At 39.1% G+C, this 19,291-nt stretch carries 21 protein-coding genes; 7 read left to right on the forward strand and 14 right to left on the reverse strand.

The annotated features are described in order from the left end of the window. Nucleotides 1-15: 15 nt before the first annotated feature. Nucleotides 16-1,767 (reverse strand): aromatic amino acid hydroxylase, encoded by a 1,752-nt coding sequence (locus tag CJ263_RS12610; RefSeq protein WP_094997604.1) that lies wholly within the window; start codon nt 1,765-1,767, stop codon nt 16-18. A 177-nt stretch (nt 1,768-1,944) separates the two neighbouring features. On the opposite strand from CJ263_RS12610, the gene CJ263_RS12615 reads away from it, so the two are divergent. Continuing rightward, nucleotides 1,945-2,409 carry an Lrp/AsnC family transcriptional regulator gene (locus CJ263_RS12615; RefSeq protein ID WP_094997605.1) on the forward strand — a complete coding sequence of 155 codons (465 nt, stop codon included), beginning with the start codon at nt 1,945-1,947 and terminating at the stop codon, nt 2,407-2,409. A 60-nt stretch (nt 2,410-2,469) separates the two neighbouring features. On the opposite strand, the gene CJ263_RS12620 is transcribed toward CJ263_RS12615, so the two are convergent. Together CJ263_RS12620 and CJ263_RS20970 are read right to left on the reverse strand one after the other, a co-directional pair. Beyond that, nucleotides 2,470-3,048, reverse strand: a complete 579-nt coding sequence (locus tag CJ263_RS12620; protein WP_094999238.1) for a DUF4136 domain-containing protein — start codon at nt 3,046-3,048, stop codon at nt 2,470-2,472. A 72-nt stretch (nt 3,049-3,120) separates the two neighbouring features. Further along, complete coding sequence (locus CJ263_RS20970; protein WP_158657150.1) at nt 3,121-3,279, reverse strand: DUF5522 domain-containing protein; 159 nt, start codon at nt 3,277-3,279, stop codon at nt 3,121-3,123. 228 nt (nt 3,280-3,507) lie between these two features. Here CJ263_RS20970 and CJ263_RS12625 point away from each other — a divergent pair, with 228 nt between their 5' ends. The 4 genes from CJ263_RS12625 to hemL are packed head-to-tail and all read left to right on the forward strand — an operon-like array spanning nt 3,508 to nt 6,883. Next, nucleotides 3,508-3,843: a hypothetical protein gene (locus CJ263_RS12625; protein ID WP_094997606.1), complete on the forward strand. Its 336-nt coding sequence runs from the start codon at nt 3,508-3,510 to the stop codon at nt 3,841-3,843. Nucleotides 3,844-3,848: 5 nt separating this feature from the next. Next, a complete protein-coding gene (locus CJ263_RS12630; protein ID WP_094997607.1) occupies nt 3,849-4,754 on the forward strand; it encodes a 1-aminocyclopropane-1-carboxylate deaminase/D-cysteine desulfhydrase in 906 nt (301 codons plus the stop codon). Then, nucleotides 4,751-5,596 (forward strand): glucosaminidase domain-containing protein, encoded by an 846-nt coding sequence (locus CJ263_RS12635; RefSeq protein ID WP_094997608.1) that lies wholly within the window; start codon nt 4,751-4,753, stop codon nt 5,594-5,596. The genes CJ263_RS12630 and CJ263_RS12635 overlap by 4 nt, the downstream gene beginning before the upstream one ends. 3 nt (nt 5,597-5,599) lie before the next feature. Then, nucleotides 5,600-6,883 carry a glutamate-1-semialdehyde 2,1-aminomutase gene (gene hemL / locus CJ263_RS12640; RefSeq protein WP_094997609.1) on the forward strand — a complete coding sequence of 428 codons (1,284 nt, stop codon included), beginning with the start codon at nt 5,600-5,602 and terminating at the stop codon, nt 6,881-6,883. Between the two features lie 2 nt (nt 6,884-6,885). On the opposite strand, the gene CJ263_RS12645 is transcribed toward hemL, so the two are convergent. The 8 genes from CJ263_RS12645 to CJ263_RS12680 all read right to left on the reverse strand — a co-directional run bounded on the left by CJ263_RS12645 (nt 6,886) and on the right by CJ263_RS12680 (nt 14,936). Further along, nucleotides 6,886-7,122 (reverse strand): DUF1059 domain-containing protein, encoded by a 237-nt coding sequence (locus tag CJ263_RS12645; protein WP_094997610.1) that lies wholly within the window; start codon nt 7,120-7,122, stop codon nt 6,886-6,888. A gap of 28 nt (nt 7,123-7,150) precedes the next feature. Next, nucleotides 7,151-7,435 carry a hypothetical protein gene (locus CJ263_RS12650; protein ID WP_094997611.1) on the reverse strand — a complete coding sequence of 95 codons (285 nt, stop codon included), beginning with the start codon at nt 7,433-7,435 and terminating at the stop codon, nt 7,151-7,153. Between the two features lie 109 nt (nt 7,436-7,544). Further along, nucleotides 7,545-8,309, reverse strand: a complete 765-nt coding sequence (locus CJ263_RS12655; protein ID WP_094997612.1) for a DUF6090 family protein — start codon at nt 8,307-8,309, stop codon at nt 7,545-7,547. A 6-nt stretch (nt 8,310-8,315) separates the two neighbouring features. After that, complete coding sequence (locus CJ263_RS12660) at nt 8,316-9,416, reverse strand: adenylate/guanylate cyclase domain-containing protein (protein WP_094997613.1); 1,101 nt, start codon at nt 9,414-9,416, stop codon at nt 8,316-8,318. Between the two features lie 110 nt (nt 9,417-9,526). Then, complete coding sequence (locus tag CJ263_RS12665; protein ID WP_094997614.1) at nt 9,527-10,444, reverse strand: NAD(P)-dependent alcohol dehydrogenase; 918 nt, start codon at nt 10,442-10,444, stop codon at nt 9,527-9,529. 352 nt (nt 10,445-10,796) lie between these two features. Beyond that, complete coding sequence (locus CJ263_RS12670) at nt 10,797-13,061, reverse strand: zinc-dependent metalloprotease (protein ID WP_158657151.1); 2,265 nt, start codon at nt 13,059-13,061, stop codon at nt 10,797-10,799. Between the two features lie 78 nt (nt 13,062-13,139). After that, nucleotides 13,140-14,048, reverse strand: coding sequence for a DUF5694 domain-containing protein (locus CJ263_RS12675; protein ID WP_094997616.1), 909 nt, complete (start codon nt 14,046-14,048; stop codon nt 13,140-13,142). A 222-nt stretch (nt 14,049-14,270) separates the two neighbouring features. After that, nucleotides 14,271-14,936, reverse strand: a complete 666-nt coding sequence (locus tag CJ263_RS12680; protein ID WP_094997617.1) for an HAD family hydrolase — start codon at nt 14,934-14,936, stop codon at nt 14,271-14,273. A 272-nt stretch (nt 14,937-15,208) separates the two neighbouring features. Between CJ263_RS12680 and CJ263_RS12685 the strand changes: the two genes are divergently transcribed. Both CJ263_RS12685 and CJ263_RS12690 read left to right on the forward strand, forming a co-directional pair. Continuing rightward, entirely contained in the window at nt 15,209-16,048 is an 840-nt protein-coding gene (locus tag CJ263_RS12685; RefSeq protein WP_308423278.1) for a tyrosine-type recombinase/integrase, read from the forward strand. Further along, nucleotides 16,048-17,178 (forward strand): IS91 family transposase, encoded by a 1,131-nt coding sequence (locus CJ263_RS12690; protein ID WP_094996498.1) that lies wholly within the window; start codon nt 16,048-16,050, stop codon nt 17,176-17,178. The genes CJ263_RS12685 and CJ263_RS12690 overlap by 1 nt, the downstream gene beginning before the upstream one ends. Before the next feature lie 354 nt (nt 17,179-17,532). Here the strand turns inward: CJ263_RS12690 and CJ263_RS12695 are convergent, their stop codons facing one another. The 3 genes from CJ263_RS12695 to CJ263_RS12705 form a co-directional block, all read right to left on the reverse strand. Further along, a complete protein-coding gene (locus CJ263_RS12695; RefSeq protein WP_094999239.1) occupies nt 17,533-18,069 on the reverse strand; it encodes a hypothetical protein in 537 nt (178 codons plus the stop codon). Nucleotides 18,070-18,494: 425 nt separating this feature from the next. Continuing rightward, nucleotides 18,495-18,935: a Spy/CpxP family protein refolding chaperone gene (locus tag CJ263_RS12700; RefSeq protein ID WP_094997618.1), complete on the reverse strand. Its 441-nt coding sequence runs from the start codon at nt 18,933-18,935 to the stop codon at nt 18,495-18,497. Between the two features lie 164 nt (nt 18,936-19,099). Then, nucleotides 19,100-19,279 (reverse strand): hypothetical protein, encoded by a 180-nt coding sequence (locus CJ263_RS12705; protein ID WP_094997619.1) that lies wholly within the window; start codon nt 19,277-19,279, stop codon nt 19,100-19,102. Nucleotides 19,280-19,291 lie beyond the last annotated feature (12 nt).

Consider the following 19,291-nt stretch of genomic DNA (forward strand, 5'->3'; position numbering starts at 1 on the left):
GGTCAAGGGCTTTTTTTATTGTAATATAAATTCCTTTTCCGTCAGCCCAATGCCGTCATCGATCAGATGGCCTAACTTCGGATTTTCCAATTTGATCGAATTCAAATGGGCCTTTATATCACTGGCAAAATCCAAATCCTGGTTTCCTACTGCCAGTTCATATAATTCCACAGAAAGCAGCCAATCCAAAGGATATTTCTCAGTAAGTACCTTAAAAACCTTATTCCTTGAAATGGTAGTGTTTCTGCCGTTTCTATAGTCCCTAATTTGTTGGTAGAGATTTTCTAATTCCTCATCCTTAGAACTTTTCGCTTTTGGATTGGAACTGCTTAGTTCATGGTCTAACAGATCAAAGCTTTTTAAATCGGCAGGGCCATGATAGGCAGAGACTATCCGTTCCCCAATGGCCATATTATACAGTTCGTTCTTGGACTCAAAGAGAATCTTATCGTTATAGGTAACTTTACAGTGCTCAAAGGTGATGAGGATGATTTGTCCCTGTAGGTTTCTGGTTCCTGTTACAATTTTTCCGCTGATATTGATACCGCCTTCAAAGTCTAGAGAGACCTCGTTTCCTTCATAAATATTATAGGCCTTCAAATCCCTCGGGCTCATATCTTCAATGGCAATATTGATTCCCTTAAGTCTTCCGATTGGGGATCCAAATCCCGTGGCATGTTGATTGATATCCTGTCCTACCAATTCCTTTTCCCTAAAAGCCAATGCCGATTTTCCTTTGGTCTGAAAATAAATGGGATCCCCATTATGTGCAATGACGCTTTCAAAATTACCTGATACCTGCAATCCTGTGCTTAGTTCTATCGTACCTAAATCTTTCGAATCGATAAGTTTTTGTAGTCCGATCAGGCCACCGGTTCGTAAGGCCATAGTGTTGGCAAAATCCTCCAGTACTTGGCTTAAAAATGCGAAATCGGGTGTCACATAAAGTTGGGGTTGGGGTTGGGTAATGTCAAAGGGTGTATGTGCCGCTTCGATGGAGTAGGGTACTTTTTTAACTTTGTCCGTCATACACCAGGCACTCTCCCCGATACTCGATAGGAGTCCGGCCCCATAGATTTTCGGATTCTCTAGAGTACCTATTAGTCCATATTCCACGGTCCACCAATGTAGGTTCCTGATTAAAGCCATTTCGCTGGGTTCGCCCATATTTTGTTGTAGTTCTTCCACCAAATTTTCGGCTTTTTCAATTTCCTCCCGTTTCGTTCCTTTGGCTTCCTTGATGATGGACAAGCGTCGAACGGCTTGGTACAGTTCAAAATCTTTGGCGTTGGATATGGCCTTGCTGCCAATTTCGCCAAACCTTCTTAAGTAAGCGGCATACTCTGGGTTGGCGATAATGGGCGCATGCCCAGCTCCTTCATGGATGATATCAGGTGCGGGCGTGTACTCAATATTTTCAAGCTGTCTGATGTCCGAGGCGATTACCAAAACATTATACGCCTGAAATTCCATAAAGGCGGCAGGGGGAATAAAACCGTCTACAGCAACTGCTGCCCATCCCAAATCCTTTAGAATTCGGTTCATTCCGTACATGTTGGGTATGCTATCTATGGAAATCCCGGTTTTTTTCAATCCCTGTGTATAGGAATCATGGGCTACTGTACTGAGATAGTCCACATTCTTTCGCATTACATAACGCCAGACAGCTTGATTGATAGCCGTATAATGTTCATAATTTTGTGGCTTTATGTACTGCTTTAAATGTTTGGGCAGTTTGTCAAGTATGGGATTGCTTTCGTAGCTCATATCTGTATCCTTTAGGTAATTGTTTCGTTAATTGGGGTGTCTTATAAATTTAATAATATATAGTCTATATTTCTGTTAAAATTTATTTATAAGGAAATAATTCCTTCAAATTGTATATTTGATAGGAATTAGTGTTTTTAGTGGAGTCTAGAAGGGGCAACAAAAGGAAAAAATAATATGGAAAATTTGGACGAGGTTGACAGAAAGATTTTAAGAATATTGGAAAGGGATGCCAAAACTGTGGCCAAATCGATTGCGGACCAATTGGGAATGACCAAGACACCTGTATATGAGCGTATAAAACGATTGGAATCAGACGGATTCATCAAGAATTACAAAGCGGTGCTGGATACGTCTAAAATTGAACCTAGCATTACGGTCTTCAGTTTTGTATCCCTAGATGCCCAGAAGGGTAGTTTAATGGATGATTTTCTGGATAATATTGCGCTTTTCAATGAGGTTACGGAATGCTATGTTGTTGGGGGTGAGTTCGATTTTCTTCTAAAAGTTACCGTGAAGAATTTGGATGCCTATTATGATTTTGCAAAAACGAGGATTGCGACTCTGCCAAATATTGGTGCTGTAAAAAGTGCTTTTGTATTAAATGAGGCAAAGAACAGTCAGCATTTTCCACTGTTATGAAAAAAGCCCTTTCAAGTATTCTTGCTTGAAAGGGCCTTGGTTTTCAATATGAAATAATTCCTATCTAACGGCCACCGAATTGGGCGGATATTGATCTAATATTTGGGAAACGAACTCTTTTATTCGCTGTTCTTTCTTTTCGATGTTTTTGGTGTTGGACAATGTGCCTTCACCTTTACCTTGCCATACCAACTCTTTATTTTGGGTATCGATTAAATCTATGTACAGGGAACCTTGTGTACGGGTACTAACACTAGGACCTCCCCAGCCCCAGCCCCAACCGGGACCCCAAGCCCATGCTGGTCCCCAGCCCCAGGCGCCGCCCCAACCCCAACCAAAGTTGTTGTTGTAGACATCCACGCGTTCCTGTTCTTTGGTGAAAATACTTATCAATAAATCTGGGTTTTCAGATTTCACAAAACCTCTGGACGACATTTCATCTTCAATGGCATGTAGAATTCTTCTTTTGTCCAAGTCCGATATTTGGGCTTTATCTATCCCGGTCTTATAAAAAGCATAGGATTTATATTGGTTGAAATTGGCTTGCTGGTTATAGTCTGAAAGTACCCTAACCGAAGAGCATGAGGTCAAGACCACCAACGCCAGCGCTATTAGCGATAAAATTTTAAAGTTTTTCATAGCAATCAATTTATATGTTTAAGGAATTATTTATCAATTTTAAAAGTCTCAAAAATCATGCCGAAGAGCCTGTTATTGACTGTTCGTTTTTGGATTATATCCGTAGGGACAGTGCCTGCAACCACTTTCGCAGCAATAGCCCCTTTTTAAATGGTACTGGCGCGTAAAAACCCTGTAACCTTCGTCCGTCCAGTAATAATCACCATCTTCGATCGGGATAATTTTTTTCATTCAATGGGTGAAAATTAGCTTTTTAATGTTTGATTAGTAATGAGACTACGTATCATAAAATTAGAATATTTCTGTTGATAACCGGAGTCGTTAACATTTATGAATCCTAGTTTAACGGGGATTTAGCAAAAAACCAATGGACTGCATAGTTGTTGGAAACATAATTCCGTATGCTTTTGATTTTAAATTTTAACAGGTATCTTTGAATATACAAGATTGGTTTTACCTATGATATTGGTTTTTAAGCATTTGTTTTATAGAAATTATGTGGGTCTCTCCCTTTGGCCCTTCATTATCCTCAAAACGCATACGCTTAAAAAGGACAAGGAGTTGATCAATCATGAGAAGATTCACTTGAGACAGCAACAGGAACTGTTAATACTTCCTTTTTACGTATTGTATGTCTTGGAGTGGTTGGTAAGGTCTGTTCTTTATTTGGACACCTATAAAGCGTATCAAAATCTTAGTTTTGAAAGGGAGGCTTATAGGAACGAGGGAATATTAGATTATTTGAAAAACCGAAGGCCCTATAGTTTTATGAAATACCTCTTTCATAATAAATAACCACTTTGCACAGTGAAAACCAATATCTGGAACTTCCACTTCTAAAAGAAAAGGAAGTTCGTATTACCCTAAAGCGGGAGGATTTGCTTCACCCTATGGTTTCCGGAAACAAGTATAGAAAATTAAAGTACAATTTAAAGGAAGCGCAACAATCAGGATACCGCCATCTATTGACCTTTGGCGGGGCCTTCTCCAACCATATTGCCGCCACAGCCGCCGCCTGTAAAATGCATAACCTGGATTCCATTGGAATTATTAGGGGGAACGAACTGGCGGATAGTTGGCAAGAAAATCCCACTTTAAAAATGGCTCATGAAAACGGCATGCGTTTCAAGTTTGTAGACCGGGAAACCTATAGAAAAAGAGAGGAACTGGATTTTTTGGCTTCCCTTCGCGAAGAGTTTGGTGAATTTTACCTAGTTCCGGAAGGAGGGACCAATGCTTTGGCCATAAAGGGCTGTGAGGAAATTCTTGAGGAGGAGGATAAAGTATTCGATATAATCTGTGTTTGTGTGGGGACTGGTGGCACTATTGCAGGATTAATCAAGGCCTCGAACAATAATCAACAGGTTTTGGGGTTCCCTGTTTTAAAGGGGGATTTTTTGGAAAACGACATAAAGGAACTTACCGAAAAACGAAATTGGCGTCTTGATTTGAACTACCATTTTGGAGGTTATGGTAAGATTAATGAAGAACTTGTTGCATTTATAAATCAATTTAAGCGGCAGACCACTATCCCCTTAGATCCTGTTTACACTGGAAAAATGATGTATGGGTTGTTAGATAGGGTCAAGAATGATAATTTTGTACCCGGAACACAAATACTGGCCATACATACTGGAGGAATTCAGGGCATAAACGGCATGAATAGGGTATTGCTAAAGAAAAAATTACCTTTGTTGGATATATGAAAAAGAAAATTTTAATGCTTTTGTTGTTGGCCGTTGGTGTCATTGGATGTAAATCCAAAAAAGCATATTCCGATAGACTTCGCACCGAAAATGTAAGGGCAGAGAGCAGAAAATCCAATGGGGAAGCCACTTCTTCCACAACGAAAGGAGATACTTCCATGCCCGAAGATTCCGGGAAATTTATAAAGTTCAGGATAGAGACCATTGACGAATACATTGATACGTTTTCGGAAATTGCGCAGCTTGAAATGAAGGCCTATGGAATCCCCGCCAGTATTACCTTGGCCCAAGGACTTTTGGAAAGCGGTTATGGTAAGGGGGAATTGGCGCTTAAGACCAATAACCACTTCGGGATTAAATGCCATACGGGATGGGAAGGAGATTACGATTTTCATGACGATGATGCCAAAGGAGAGTGTTTTAGAAAGTATAATCATCCCATGTATTCTTTTAGGGATCATAGTATTTTTTTAACGACTCGAAGTCGGTATGCTTTTCTTTTTGATTACAAACCCACGGATTATAAAAGGTGGGCACATGGACTTAGAAAGGCAGGATATGCTACGGATAAAAGGTACCCCCAGAAATTGATTTATTTGATAGAAAAACACCAACTCTATACCTATGACGGTGGTAAACTCGATACTGGCTATGTTGACGATAGGGTCGTTGTAACCGATTCCGATGCCGTCCACATCGTTAAAAAGGGCGATACCCTCTATTCCCTTTCTAGGAGGTATTACGTATCTGTGGACGAATTGATGCGTATGAACAATCTAAGGGACGCTGGACTTTCCATTGGTCAAAAGCTATTGGTAAAATCCACTTCCGTAAACAAATAACAGATGATTTATAAAAGAAGCAGTGCGCTCTTTGCAGAGGCGAAACAATATATTCCAGGCGGTGTAAACTCCCCAGTTAGGGCGTTTAAGGCGGTAGGTGGTGAGCCTATTTTTGTAAAGGAAGCCAAAGGTGCCTATTTATATGATGAGGACGGAAATAGATTGATAGATTATATCGCATCTTGGGGACCCCTAATTTTGGGACATGCCTATGAGCCAGTTTTAAATGCCATTATCGATAAGGCCAAGAAGGGAACGTCCTTTGGAATGCCTACTGAAATTGAGACCGACTTGGCCAAATTGGCCGTTTCCATGTTACCCAATATCGATAAAATCCGATTTGTGAACAGTGGAACTGAGGCTTGTATGAGTGCCGTACGCTTGGCAAGGGGATATACAGGAAAGGATAAAATCATAAAATTCGCTGGATGTTACCATGGGCATTCTGATTCCTTTTTGATTCAGGCAGGTAGCGGGGCGGTAACCTTTGGTAGTCCAAACAGCCCTGGGGTTACCCAAGGCACAGCGAAGGATACCTTGTTGGCCGTTTATAATGATTTGGAAAGTGTTGCACAACTCATAAAAGCTAATAAAGGTGAAATTGCTGCGGTTATCATAGAGCCGGTTGCCGGAAACATGGGCTGTATTATCCCTACCGATGGATTCATCCATGGCCTAAGGGCACTTTGTGATGAAAACGATATCCTTTTGATTTTCGATGAGGTCATGACCGGATTCCGATTAGGAAGGGGAGGTGCTCAGGAGGCTCTGGGCATAAAAGCGGATATTTTATGTTTTGGAAAGGTTATTGGTGGCGGACTTCCCGTAGGAGCCTTTGCCGCTAATAATGAGATTATGGGATATTTGGCACCTGATGGACCGGTATATCAGGCTGGAACTTTAAGTGGTAATCCATTAGCAATGAGCGCCGGGTTGGCCATGTTGACCGAACTCAATAATAATCCGGAGATATTTACCAGCCTTCAGGAGAAAACGGCCCATTTGCACATTGGTCTTTCCAAAGCTCTTGATAAAAAAGGAATTCCGTATCAAATCAACCGATTTGGAAGTATGATTTCAGTTCACTTTACGGATGAACCTGTTATGGACTTTGCTACTTCGGCAAAAGGGAATAATGATACATTTAAGAAGTATTTCCACGGTATGTTGGACCAAGGAATCTATTTGCCGCCATCTGCTTTTGAAAGCTATTTCCTCAATGACGCATTGTGCTACGAAGATTTGGACGCAACTATCGAGGCGGTGGACAATTTGGACCTAAGTTAGTATTATTCCTCAGGAAGGGCGTTAAATTCCTCTCGTTTACTCTTAAACCAGTTTTGCATAGCTTCGGGAGATTGCATCATGGACTTCATATTTTCCATGGCTTTCAGGTGTGGTTCATCACCCTTTAGAAACATTTCTGTTCCATGTTTTTTGCTCAGTTCGGCCATTTCCTCAAAATTTTCAGCTTGGAATTTTTGCTCACAAGCGCCTCCTAATTGTCTGCATGTCATGGTTTTCATGGCAATAGATTTACGTATTAAAAAAGGTCTAACTTCCTGCGAACGGTGTACCAAAAACACCCACGGCCAACTCTGCCCAAGCCAAAAGAAAAAGTACGAGTAGGGCTATTATAAAAGCAACACGAAATTTTGGTCTTACTTTCCGGAGAATAAAATTGATTCCTAGTACTACGGCGAATAAAAGAAGGCCAATTATTACAAAATCACTCAGGCTCCAAGCAACTTCGTTGGTAAATTGCATACCAACAAAAGGTACTAAAAGTAAAGTCAATGGGGCTAGAATGGTTAGGAGTTGTTTTTTTGGAAGTGTCATCTTAGATTACTTTATAACTAAAGTATAAATTTTTCCTTTTGGTCAGTTTGTCTGGAACTCAAAAATTTTAATAAACCTATTGAAAATCAATTAGATACAGCAATATTCTTTAGTCCAATTCTTTGGAAATAGTCTTCAATATGTTATCCAAATAGGTCATTAAGGGTTTATAGTGGGTATCTCCGGTGGCATGACTGGTAACTATAAACATCAGGAGTTTGTTTTCAAACTCTATAGAGGACAATAAACCGAGGTTGGATTTTGTTTCCTCTCCTTTGGCCAAATCCATTTCAGCATAAATACCGGCGTCCTTAAAAACGGTCTCCAGACTATATTGGTTGGTCCTGAACATATCCAACAAATTTTCCCGCTGTAGCAATAGGTCTTTTTCTTGCCTGGAAATATCCTCAAGGGTAGCAAACCAATTGGTAAGCATAATTCTTAGGTCGCTATTCTTAATATTTTTTAGATTTCCAGAGTTGATAATTTCGTTTAGCAGGGAGTTGTTAGGGTTAAAGGCAATGTCCGAAACAAATGTTTGGAACAAAAGTTTGGAAAATTCCTGTTCGGTAGGAAGTGAGTCCTTCAAATTCGTTAAGGCCAATAGTTTTTTAGCTCCTTCGATATTCTGTTCGTTAATGGTCATGAGCTCCGTTAATTTTGACCTGCTGGTCAAAAACTCATCTTTTAAGCCTAGTAGGTAGGTCTGTTCTATTTTTTCCTCTATGTTTTTTTGGTTTTTGTTGTTAATAGCCAGAGCTATAAGTATCCCGATGACCACAAGTACAATTTCTCCCAAGGCATAGGCCAGATATCGGCCTACCTTCTTTTCTGCCAATAGTTTTTGTCTGGTTTTTCTAAAGAATTTTATCATAAATAATTACTTCGGATTAATTTTATGGACCTTGACCAAGGTTAAGGATTCATTTTTTCCTTTTAAGGAAACTTCCCCAATTTCGGAAAAATCAAAGCCTTTATCAAAATCAAGACGTTTGGCCAATGCCTGGGAAAGTAATAAATCCGTATTATAGGTACTACAGGCACCTTGTATCCTTGCCGTTGTATTCAAAATATCCCCGGAAAAAACAATTTCCTTTTTTAAGGCCCCTATTTCCCCGGTGGTTACTACCCCATAGTGCATACCTCCCTTAAAACTTGGTATATAACCATAAGTTTCAAGAAAGAATTCGGCATTTTTCTCTAGAGCATGTTTCATTTCAAAGAAAGTATGAAGACAGTTGTTTTTCTTGATTCCCGTTTTATATTCCCAAGTAATTACGATTTCATCACCAATATACTGATACACATCCCCGCCAAATTTTATAATGGGGTCTTCCAGGCAATCATAATAGTCCCTTAAGAAGGAAAAGTATTTTTTTGTTCCCAATTTTTCGGCAATGGCGGTGGAGTCCTTCATATCCGTAAACAAAAATATGCGATGCTCTTCCTTTGGCTTATGATATTTTCCTATAATGAAATTTTGCAATACGCCATGCCCCAAGTTGTCACTTATCTCTGTATATATTAAAGAAATAAATAAGGAGGCCGATAGTTGGACCAAAGTACTTACATGCACCGTGCTGGATAGGAAATCGATATAGCGTTGCCAAATCGTAGCTGAAAATAAAGGCATACCAAGCTGTATACTGGACGCAATGGGGTATAATACCAACATGATCAGGGAGAATAATATCAGGTAAAAAAATAGCTTGAACAAGACCTTTTTGTAGAAGGGTTTATTAATAAATAGTTTGTTCAGAAAGGTCAGTTCCAGATACCCGACGAACATCCCGACCAAGAAAACGGACAAACTAGCAAATAAAAAAATTTTCGGTGTTACCTCAATAGCTTCTTGTTGCGAAGCCTTGGCATCAATAATTGCAGTTTGCTCAATAAATAGAAATAACCACCCCAATAGGGTCCAAATAATACCAAATGATAGAATTTTTCTAAATTTTCGTTTGGTTTTATAGGAAAGCAAATCTGTTAATTTAGAATGTTGTTGGTAAAACTGTAATCCCTGTCAATTTAATGATTCTTTTGGAATAGGATGTATGGAACCATAGGATACGAGTAGGACGTTTTACTATTTCACCCTATTCGCAGCACAACATTGCCCTTTTTGCGACCTTGGTCCACATAACGATGGGCTTCCACAACTTGGTCCATGGGAAATACTTTGTCTATAATAGCATGGTACCGTTCCGTTTCAAATAGCTCCTTAAGTTTCTCCAGTTGGCTTATGGACTCTGAAGCAACTTCCATACCTTCAACGGTCTTGAAAATCCCATCCTTTTCCAACAAGGAGGTGCACTTTTTCTTTGAAGCCTTTCCTACGGCATCAAAAACAATATCGTATTTGGGGGTATGTTCCTCGAACTCCCCTTGGTCGTAGAAAAGCACTTTGTTCACGCCCAATTTTTCCATGAGTGCTGTACCCCGGGTGCTGGACACGGCGGTAATATCCGCATTGTGAGATTGTGCAATTTGAACGGCCGCTGTTCCTACGGAGCCAGTAGCCCCATAAATAAGGACTTTTACATTCGGTTTCTTTGCAATCCCTGATTTCTCCAAAAAATAAATGGCGGACTGTCCACCAAAAATAATGGCTGCCGACTCCTCAAAAGTGGCGTTCTTTGGAGCGGTAACCACAGGCTTATTTTCATTGATAGTAATATACTCGGCATTCGTGCCAAATTTAAGGCCGGTCATTCCAAAAACCTTGTCGCCCACCTTAAAACGGGTGACCTTACCGCCAACCGCTTCAATCCTACCTGAAAAAACGGTTCCCAAAATGGATTTACGGGGTTTGTTGAAACCAATGACCAGTCGCATGACCAGTTTCATAATCCCCTTCACCTTGAGTCCTCGTATCCTTACATCTGCTGAATTGATGGCAGTGGCCATTATTTTGACCAGAACTTCCTTGTCCTTTGGAATGGGCTTGGGTAAGGTCACTATTTTTAATACCTCTGGGGGTCCATATTTTTGGCAAATTATTGCTTTCATATTAGGGTTTACATGTATTGGTTTTTATGTTTTTCTTTGAAATACAAAACTGTAGCATGTAAATTATGAAATTCTTCTGAGTGGAAAGGATTATCGAGCAGCAATATATGGGACAGTGATGATCCTTTGGACTGGGCTATCCTAAAGGAAATAATAAAACTATAAAATGTATGGGTTAACTGCGCGAGTAGTACAACAAACTACTGAAACAAACTTTTGAAATCGTAAAAAATGATTTTCTTCAGGATGGAAACTTTTGTTCAAATTACCATAAAAAGCCTCGTTTTTTGCATCAGTTTGTGAACAAACCTTTTTCTATTTATACTTTCTTAGTTGAAAATTAAAAGCAAGCTTATTTGATAAAATTTGTGTAAAACCCTTTTACCAGGGGGTTATCTTCCTTTTGAGTTTTAGTTGTTATTGCTTTATGTATGTAGTCCAACTCACCTTTTAATACATAATTTAAAATAGGTGTGTCTGTAGTTTGCTCAATAAGTTCATTGACCCTATCTAAATACGCTTTTTGCACATTCAATGGAATATTCTCAAAGGTACTTTCTACAAGGAGTACATCACTCATTTTTCTAAGAATTCTTGTAGTTGTTTCTGTGTTGTTTTTTGTGTCATAATCAATTAAACGCAATAATCTGTCTTTATTTAGGATTCGCTTAATGCCATCTGTTTGAATTTTTTCAACACCATTAACATAGAGATTTTCTTCACTAAACTTTTCTATCTCTGGATTGTATAACCAATCCATTTTGGTGAATGCATTTCTGGCAATAAAATTCATGGCATCCATAGTGGTTTGATCATCTATTGGCTCGGTCACATACTCCATTCCACTTGTTAATCTGTTCTTTTTACCTCCAATCAACTTGATTACTTTACTAAAGTATAAATCGACTTGTTTTATTACCTCGTCGTAACGGCTAAGTAAAATAGACGGATCTGCATCTTCTGGAAGTGACCATTCTACGATATGCGGCATGACTCGTTTTAAATTTTTCAATCCATATTCTCCGGAAAGTATTGGGTTGTCCCCTAAGTCGCCCGTGTTGTTGGTTGGATCCATTCTTATGCCATATTCCTGCTCCATGTATTGACGTTTTTCATCCTGCAAGTATTTATCCATTTCCTCATTTGGGTAAACGCTTTCCATTTTCGATTTATCATTTAATGGACGAGTATATTTGTATGCATATTCAATGGCCCAATAATCATAAGGTCCAATTTCACTGTATAACGGTATCGGCATATCTTCCGGTTGTGCAACGTAATTGTAATTTGCATAATCCATGATAGAGGCAGAAAATGAATTCTTTTGAACAAAATGACTTGAACGCAAAGAATCGGTTGGATACGCCGAAGACGCAATCATATTATGACCAAGGTTCAATGCATGTCCCATTTCGTGAGTCATGGTCGATCTTAAAAGTTCTCCAAAAATAGAATCGGGCAAAACAGCTTGTCTAACCACAGGATTTACTGCCGCAGTTGCCACAAAGTAATCGTCATTAATCGCAGTAAAATAATTTTGATACAATGTTAATGTGCCGTTTAGAATTTCTCCCGTTCTTGGGTCTGAAATATAATTTCCTTGCGCATCTTTAATTTCAGAAGAAACCCAACGAATCATATTGTAATTCGGGTCATAATTATCCCATTTGGCGTTTTTTGGCTTGTCATGTACTTCAATGGCGTCTTTAAACCCAATTTTTTCAAAAACAGGGAGCCAGTTTAAAATTCCCTGCTTCACGTATTTTTTCCACTTTTGTGGTACATTTTCATCAAAATAAAAAACGATGGGTTGTTTGGGTTTGGTTAGAATTCCGTTAAAATAATCGGCTTTATTTTCGGGTTCCAAAGCCCATCTCTCTATAAAGGATTCTTCTTTTATAAATACATTATCACTGTCGTATTTTGTGGTAGAAAGATAAAAATTCCCAACACGTGGGTCCCATTTTCTCCTCACCATGGGGTTTTCCGGCAGAATTCTAAACGCCAATAACTGTTCCACCGAAATATTAGGGGAATAATGCTTTTCGGGTGATTTTTGAGAGGTGAAATTCAAAGTTCTTGAAACCAACAGGCTATTCTTACTTAATCGTATATTCCCAATCACAATACTATTATTGGATAATGGTTCTAGTCCATATTTGTCAATCGTTTCATCGTCTATGGGAGAAAATACTTTGATGTCATTTTTAAAAACATCAGTGTTGATTTTTATAGTTTTTTCACCTATAGATAGTATTGGGATGTAACAAATTGTAGGATTGAAATGATTTTTTCGTACAGATGTTTTGATAACATCATCCTTATCTACATTATTTTGATATTGTTGCTGTGTTACTTTTAATTGATTATTGTCGATTTCAAATTTTACAATCACGGAATAGTCAACGTCCATCCCGGAACTTCCGTAGTAAAATAACTTGTTGGGATATCCTGTAATTCTATTTATGACCAATAAAGGCTTATCTACAAATTTTTTTGGAAGTTTGAAATATGCAGTATCATTAAGGCCATCTGTTTTAGATGTTTTGGTTTGAGCTGAACTATTGAGAGTGACGAATAAGATCACCACAAGATTCAGGAAAAATTTACTTGTCATTTTTGTTATTTGTAAGTTTAAATTCATTTCTCATTTTGTTTTCAAAATGTTTGCTATGGCTGATCTTGGCAACAATATTTATTTAGCTAAGTATTCATTCGCTTCCACGTATTCAAAATCAGGTGAATCCTTAAATAGTTGACTCAATTGCCAAACGTGTCCCGAACCGTAAACTAGCAAAAGTCTTTCTTCGGTATCAAAATCTGTCATATCGTAAGCGTTCGCAAAAATTCTTAAATTTCTACGGTACCATTTTCCAACGGAATCAGCTCCCAAATAATTGTCCCCCGCTCCAATTATAATCGTTTCTGTAAGGTAAGCTTGGTGGTCCTTTAATCTATTTTCAAGATTGTTGACCGAGATTAAATGTTGAGTTAAAGATTGAGTTGTTTTTAAAGAGTCGTACAAAGTATAAAAAGATTCATAATCGTAACGCTTTGCCTTCTCAAATTGTCCGAGTTCTTTTAGGTAAGCATCTTCGTCGTAGTTATCCCAATCCAATTGAACTCCAAACCAATCGGAAGAAGCATCGGAAGCATAAACTTTTTTATGTCCAAGCTTCTTTGCGAGTTTAAAGGCTATTTGGTAAACTTCGTTCTTCTTATCTTCAATATTGAAATTTCCATTAATATATTTTTTAAATCGGTTATTCAGAATACTGTCCGCTTCAATCCTGCTAGATTCTACAAGTATTTTAGTTGGTTTGTATTTTACCATCTTGTCTAATAGAACGTCCAATTCCTTTTGTCTTTTATCTTCTAAAATATTAAAATCATATTTACTTTTATAGCTATCCAAACCTGGGTTGTTAAAATGAAAAACACCCAAAACCATAGCTTTTGCTTTGTGTCTTCCCATGAATTTATTTGGGTCTTCAATAGGATTAATATGAGTTTGTTTTGGAATTTTATCATCTGTTTTATCAGATTCTTGTTTGCAGGAAATTAAAACAGTTAGGAATGTAATACCTAAAATCAGTTTTCTCATTTGAAAATTACTTTTTATAAAGATTGAACTTACGTAAGAATGTTACAGTTTGTTTTATATAGTTGGCCAAAGCCGCACGGATATGGTGAGGAGGGTAGGGCAGGAAACTTTTCATTTGTGCTGGTAGTCAAAGCTTTTTGTTTTGCTTTTATCTTTTTTTAAGGCCAAATAAGCCCCTGTCTTTAGCTTCAGTGCTTTTTGCACTATTTGCTATGGGTGATGTTAACTGCGGTTATTTTGGAATATTGACTTTTCAACTTCTGAAAACGAACGTATTATTTGGTGATTCCAAGCATCATAGTTATCATTCGTTGATTTTACGATGATTATTTTTTTAGCATTGGAATTTTCCGCCGCCTTAATTCCGGATGTTGAATCTTCAAAAATCAATGTTTGATCGGCATTGATTTTTAAAATATCCATTGCCTTTATAAAGATTTCGGGATTCGGTTTACTTTTTACTTTTCCGTCACTGTAAACAATCTTGGTCATATCAAAATACCTTGACAAGTTTAAATACTCAAAGTAAAACTTCAAGTTATAAAGGTCAGAGGCAGTTGCAATCGTGTAAGGAATTTTTTTAAGGAGTAAATATTCCAAAAGCTCTTCTGCTCCTGGAGCCAATTTCATTTCCTGTTCTAGGCAAAGCGATTGATATATGTCTTCTTTTTCAACACTTAGTCTTTTGATGTCTTCTAAAGATAGTTTGTCTGAAAACAGACTTCTTAGTATTTCAGCATTATTTTTTCCGTGAATCTTTTTATTTTTTTCGTCATCTTTTAGTTCTAGTGAATGTTGCTTCAGAAAAATATCCCAAGCTTGATTATGTATAGGTGTATCAAAAAAAAGAGTTCCGTTAAAATCAAATATTACTCCTTCTATGCCCATGGTTTATTGAGTTTGTATAATTTACAGATAACGGTCTCCTTTACTTTGAATTCATGAATAGGGGAGGAGACAAATAGGTCTTAAATTTAAGGTGAAAAGAATCGCTTTTTATCCTAGTTCTTTGTTGAACTAAACCTAAAGGTAGCTTCAGGAGTTATCTAAATCTCCATTCACTACCTTTAAGATGTATAAAACTAATATTTAGCAAATTATGAAAAAAAAGTAGTACCCTGATCGAACGAGCCTGTGAACGTGTTCCAGAATTCCAGGAATTGTATCTCAAACTAAAACGTTCTGTTGAACTATCGGGCAAAAGCCAAAGCACCCTGACCAACTATGCCCGCTGTCTTTCACACATAGCCCTGCATTTTAAGTGCAGTCCACTCGATCTGGATGAAGAACAGGTGCTGGATTATCTACATGTTTTAAAGTCCCGGCACAAGACCCCGTCGAGCAGCTTCTTCAAGCATACCGTTTATGGTCTGAGGTATGCCTACCGGATATCAAATCGTAAAGAGATGCAGGTAATGCTCCCCGCTATTGAGCGTCCCAAAAAACTCCCTGTAGTTTTAAGTTGTAGGGAAGTAAAGCAACTCTTAAAAGCCCCAAAACTACTGAAGCACCGTCTGGTATTGGCGCTGCTTTATGGCTGCGGACTGCGCTGTTTTGAACTGTGCAACCTACAGTTAAAAGATCTGGATTTTGATCGTATGATGCTTCACGTCCGCCAAGGCAAAGGCAGGAAAGATCGGTATGTACCCTTGTCGAGGATGCAGATCCGCGGACTTAAAACATATCTTGCGGCAGAAAATCCTTGCACCTGGTGCTTCACTGGGAACAATACCGAAGGGCGTCCAGTCCCGCTTTCTACCCAAGGGGTTCGCTGGATTGTACGGGAAGCCCGTAAACATAGTGGTATTCAAAAGGAAGTGACCACCCACAGCCTGCGCCACAGTTATGCTACCCACCTTCTGGAAATGGGCTTGGATATTATGAGTGTAAAGGACCTTTTGGGGCACGCAGATATACAGACCACACTGACCTACCTTCACGTGGCACAACTGGGCAGGCAAAAGCCTTTCAGTCCACTGGATCGGCTCTACAAAGAGTAATGGCATCCGCTGCTCACGAAGTGGCCCAGGTATTAAATCGCAACAGGGAGTCTTTAGCAGACTGTTGTGCCACCAGCTGGCAACTAAGGACCCTGCACGCCCTGCGCAAATGTCGTACGGCTGCCCTGGGCGGTCACATTGACCACTGCACGAATCCATCCTGTAATACCTTGCACCTGAGCTACAACAGTTGCCGCAACCGGCATTGCCCAAAGTGTCAGGGGCACAAAAGGGAACAATGGATCAGGGCACGGGAAGAAGAGCTCTTGAACGTTCCTTACTTCCACGTGGTATTTACCCTGCCTTCAGAACTCAACCGCCTGTGCCTGTACGAACCCAAACTGCTGTATGGCCTGCTGTTCAAAACTTCATGGGAAGTCATAGCGGGGTTTGCTTCCAATCCTAAGTTTTTAGGTGCCGGTCCCGGGATGATCGCCATCCTGCATACCTGGGGACAGAACCTGTCCCTGCATCCGCACTTGCATTGTATCGTGCCCGGTGGTGGGGCAACCAAAAGTGGTAAGTGGAAACCTGCCCGGAACAAGGGGAAATACCTGTTCCCGGTCAAGGCCATGAGCAAGGTATTCCGTGCCCGCTTTGTTGCAGGGTTACGTAAAAAAATTAAAACAGAACAACCAGAGGCCCTTTACCAAAGCCTGTTCAAAAAAGAGTGGGTCGTCTATTGCAAGCGTCCGTTTTTAGGGCCACCTCAGGTAGTGGAATACCTTGGTCGCTATACCCATAAAATTGCGATCAGCAACCACCGAATCAAAAACCTGGATGACAGCGGCGTGGTGTTTTCGGTAAAAGATTACCGCCACGGGGGAAACAAATCCCTGATGTACCTGAGCGATACTGAATTCATCAGGCGCTTTGCCCTGCACATACTCCCTAAGGGGTTTGTGCGCATCCGCCATTATGGGATATTAAGTGCTTACCATAAACGCAAAAGTCTTGACCACTTGGGTAAAACCCTGGGGAAGGTACAGCTCCAAGAAAAACCGCCCCTGCAACACCGAATCTGCCCATCTTGTAAAAAGGGAGAACTGGTGACCCTGCATACGTTTACCGCACGGGGACCACCGGCACACTGGATCACAAAACTTAAAAAATACACTAAAGCACAGTAAGAAAATAAACGCCCTTTGAACGGGATAGGGAAGCCTATGTCCGAAACCAAGCAAAAGCGGCCAAAATACCCCAAAAACAGGAGGTTCAATAGAATTTAAGAAGTGATGGACATACTCGGGAGAAAAACAAGACCTCCAAATCACTATACGGTTCAAGTGCAGACCTTAAATAACCCATCCTAAAACAGACCAATACCCATAGAAGGCTGACCGACAGAGAACCGGTTCAGTCAACACGACGTTCATGCTGGGTCGTACCGACCACACGAACGCTAGTTATTTACAACGTTTTTTTAAAGTCCGAATGTCTCTGATACCGGTATCAATGATTTGTATAATTTAAATCCTTAATTTTCATAATACTTTGATATTTTTAATATGTACACCAACAAAACAATCATCAAGACAATTGTTCATTACATAACCGCAAGTGGAAATCATCCCATCGTTTTCACTTTCAAAAAAAACATCGGTATTTTCTTTTTTTATCAGCCATTCCTGTTTTGCCTTGGTGTATATAGTATCTAGTGTCAGTGCCGGAAAAGCACTTGTATGTTCGTGTTCTGGGCTATTTATTTCATTTTGATTCTCAGTCCACTCTAGTTGATCTTCTGGAACGAAACCTTCTGCCCCCGCTGTGTATTTAAAATCCCTTTTAATTATTATTCCATTTGATACTGTTACGGTTGTTTCCCAGCCATAGGTTGTAAAACCAGAACCTTCTGATACAACATATTTATAAGAATTATTTGATGATTCTTTAAAGTCAAGCCATATTTTCTGGCTCTCTTCAAAATCATTTTGATAATTGAAATCATCATCCTCAGATGAGCAAGAAGAAATTATACAGCTAATTAGTAACAGAGCAATAATGAGAAATTTGCTTTTCATTTTTTTTGCACTTTGTTTTATAGATGTAATATTTCCCTTGGGTTGCGTCAATTTTGGCTACAACGCCCCGTCATGTAAGAAAGCCGTTACAGCAGTATTAGGTTGTAGTTTTTTTGATAGTGGAGTTTATGAATCTTGCTCGCTCGATTTGACGGAGTGCGAAGATGATGTCTACTTGCTTTTAGTACGTTGACTGCGGGAGTATTGCAACAAAAGTATGCAGTTGGTGTTTTGGAAATCATCTATTGAATATGTGTACAATTACATATTTAGGAGGAGTAATTAAAATTCCAATATTTTTTTGGTTTACTTAATTTATACAAATCAATTCTACTTTAAAAATGTACAACTATTTGTAAATAGACAAAAAAAGACCCCGCTTTAATGGACAGGGTCTTTTCCTAACAATCAATCAACTAAACAACCTATTTCTTTTTCGTTCTGATTTTGCGGTAATTTCCCCTTTTATGGTTTCCTTTTTTTTCACCCATTTTTGCCCATTTATCATATTGTTGGTCATTTAAAATGGATTTCATCTCTTCCTTAAGGGCAATCGCTTTGTCCAATCGATTGTTCTCTAGTTCGAACTTTTCGTCGTCCGTTAGTGTTTCCCCTTTTTCTTTTCTGGCTTTGTGGGCTTCCATTTTAGCTTTTCTTTCGGCAGCGTTTTTGGTAAACATATCTTGGATTTTGGACTGCTGATCCGATGTAAGGTCCAAGGCCAAAGTCATTCTTTTGGTCTGTAAGGTGGCCATTTGTTCTGGAGTAAAATCTGCAATATGCCCTCTTCCTTCCTTTCTGTTATGGTCCTGCGCCATTGCCGTTATTCCACTTAGGAAAAGAGCGGCCAATATTAACTTTCTCATCATTTCGAATTTTATGGGTTTTGTAAATAGGACATGTTTGGACGGGAAAGGTTTAACCTTAGGGAAGCTTTTAAGAGGACTTTAACTTCAACCCTACGATTGGGACATACAAAAAGCGCAACTATTATAGTTGCGCTTTTTGTATAAAAATATTGTTAGGTATGTTATTGTACAGCTTCGTTCGTGATATCTGCAGTAAAAGGTTCAACAACGATATCCGCTTTGGCCATTTCTTCATTACTAGGAAGCGTATGATTGGATTGCTCGCTAATCTGAAAATGGTAGAAGACGGCGGCTATGATAAAACAACTTAGGTAAATTAGGCTTTTGAGTTTATTGTTCATGATTTGGGGGTT

The sequence above is a fragment of the Maribacter cobaltidurans genome (assembly GCF_002269385.1).
In the GTDB taxonomy this organism is placed as follows: domain Bacteria; phylum Bacteroidota; class Bacteroidia; order Flavobacteriales; family Flavobacteriaceae; genus Maribacter; species Maribacter cobaltidurans.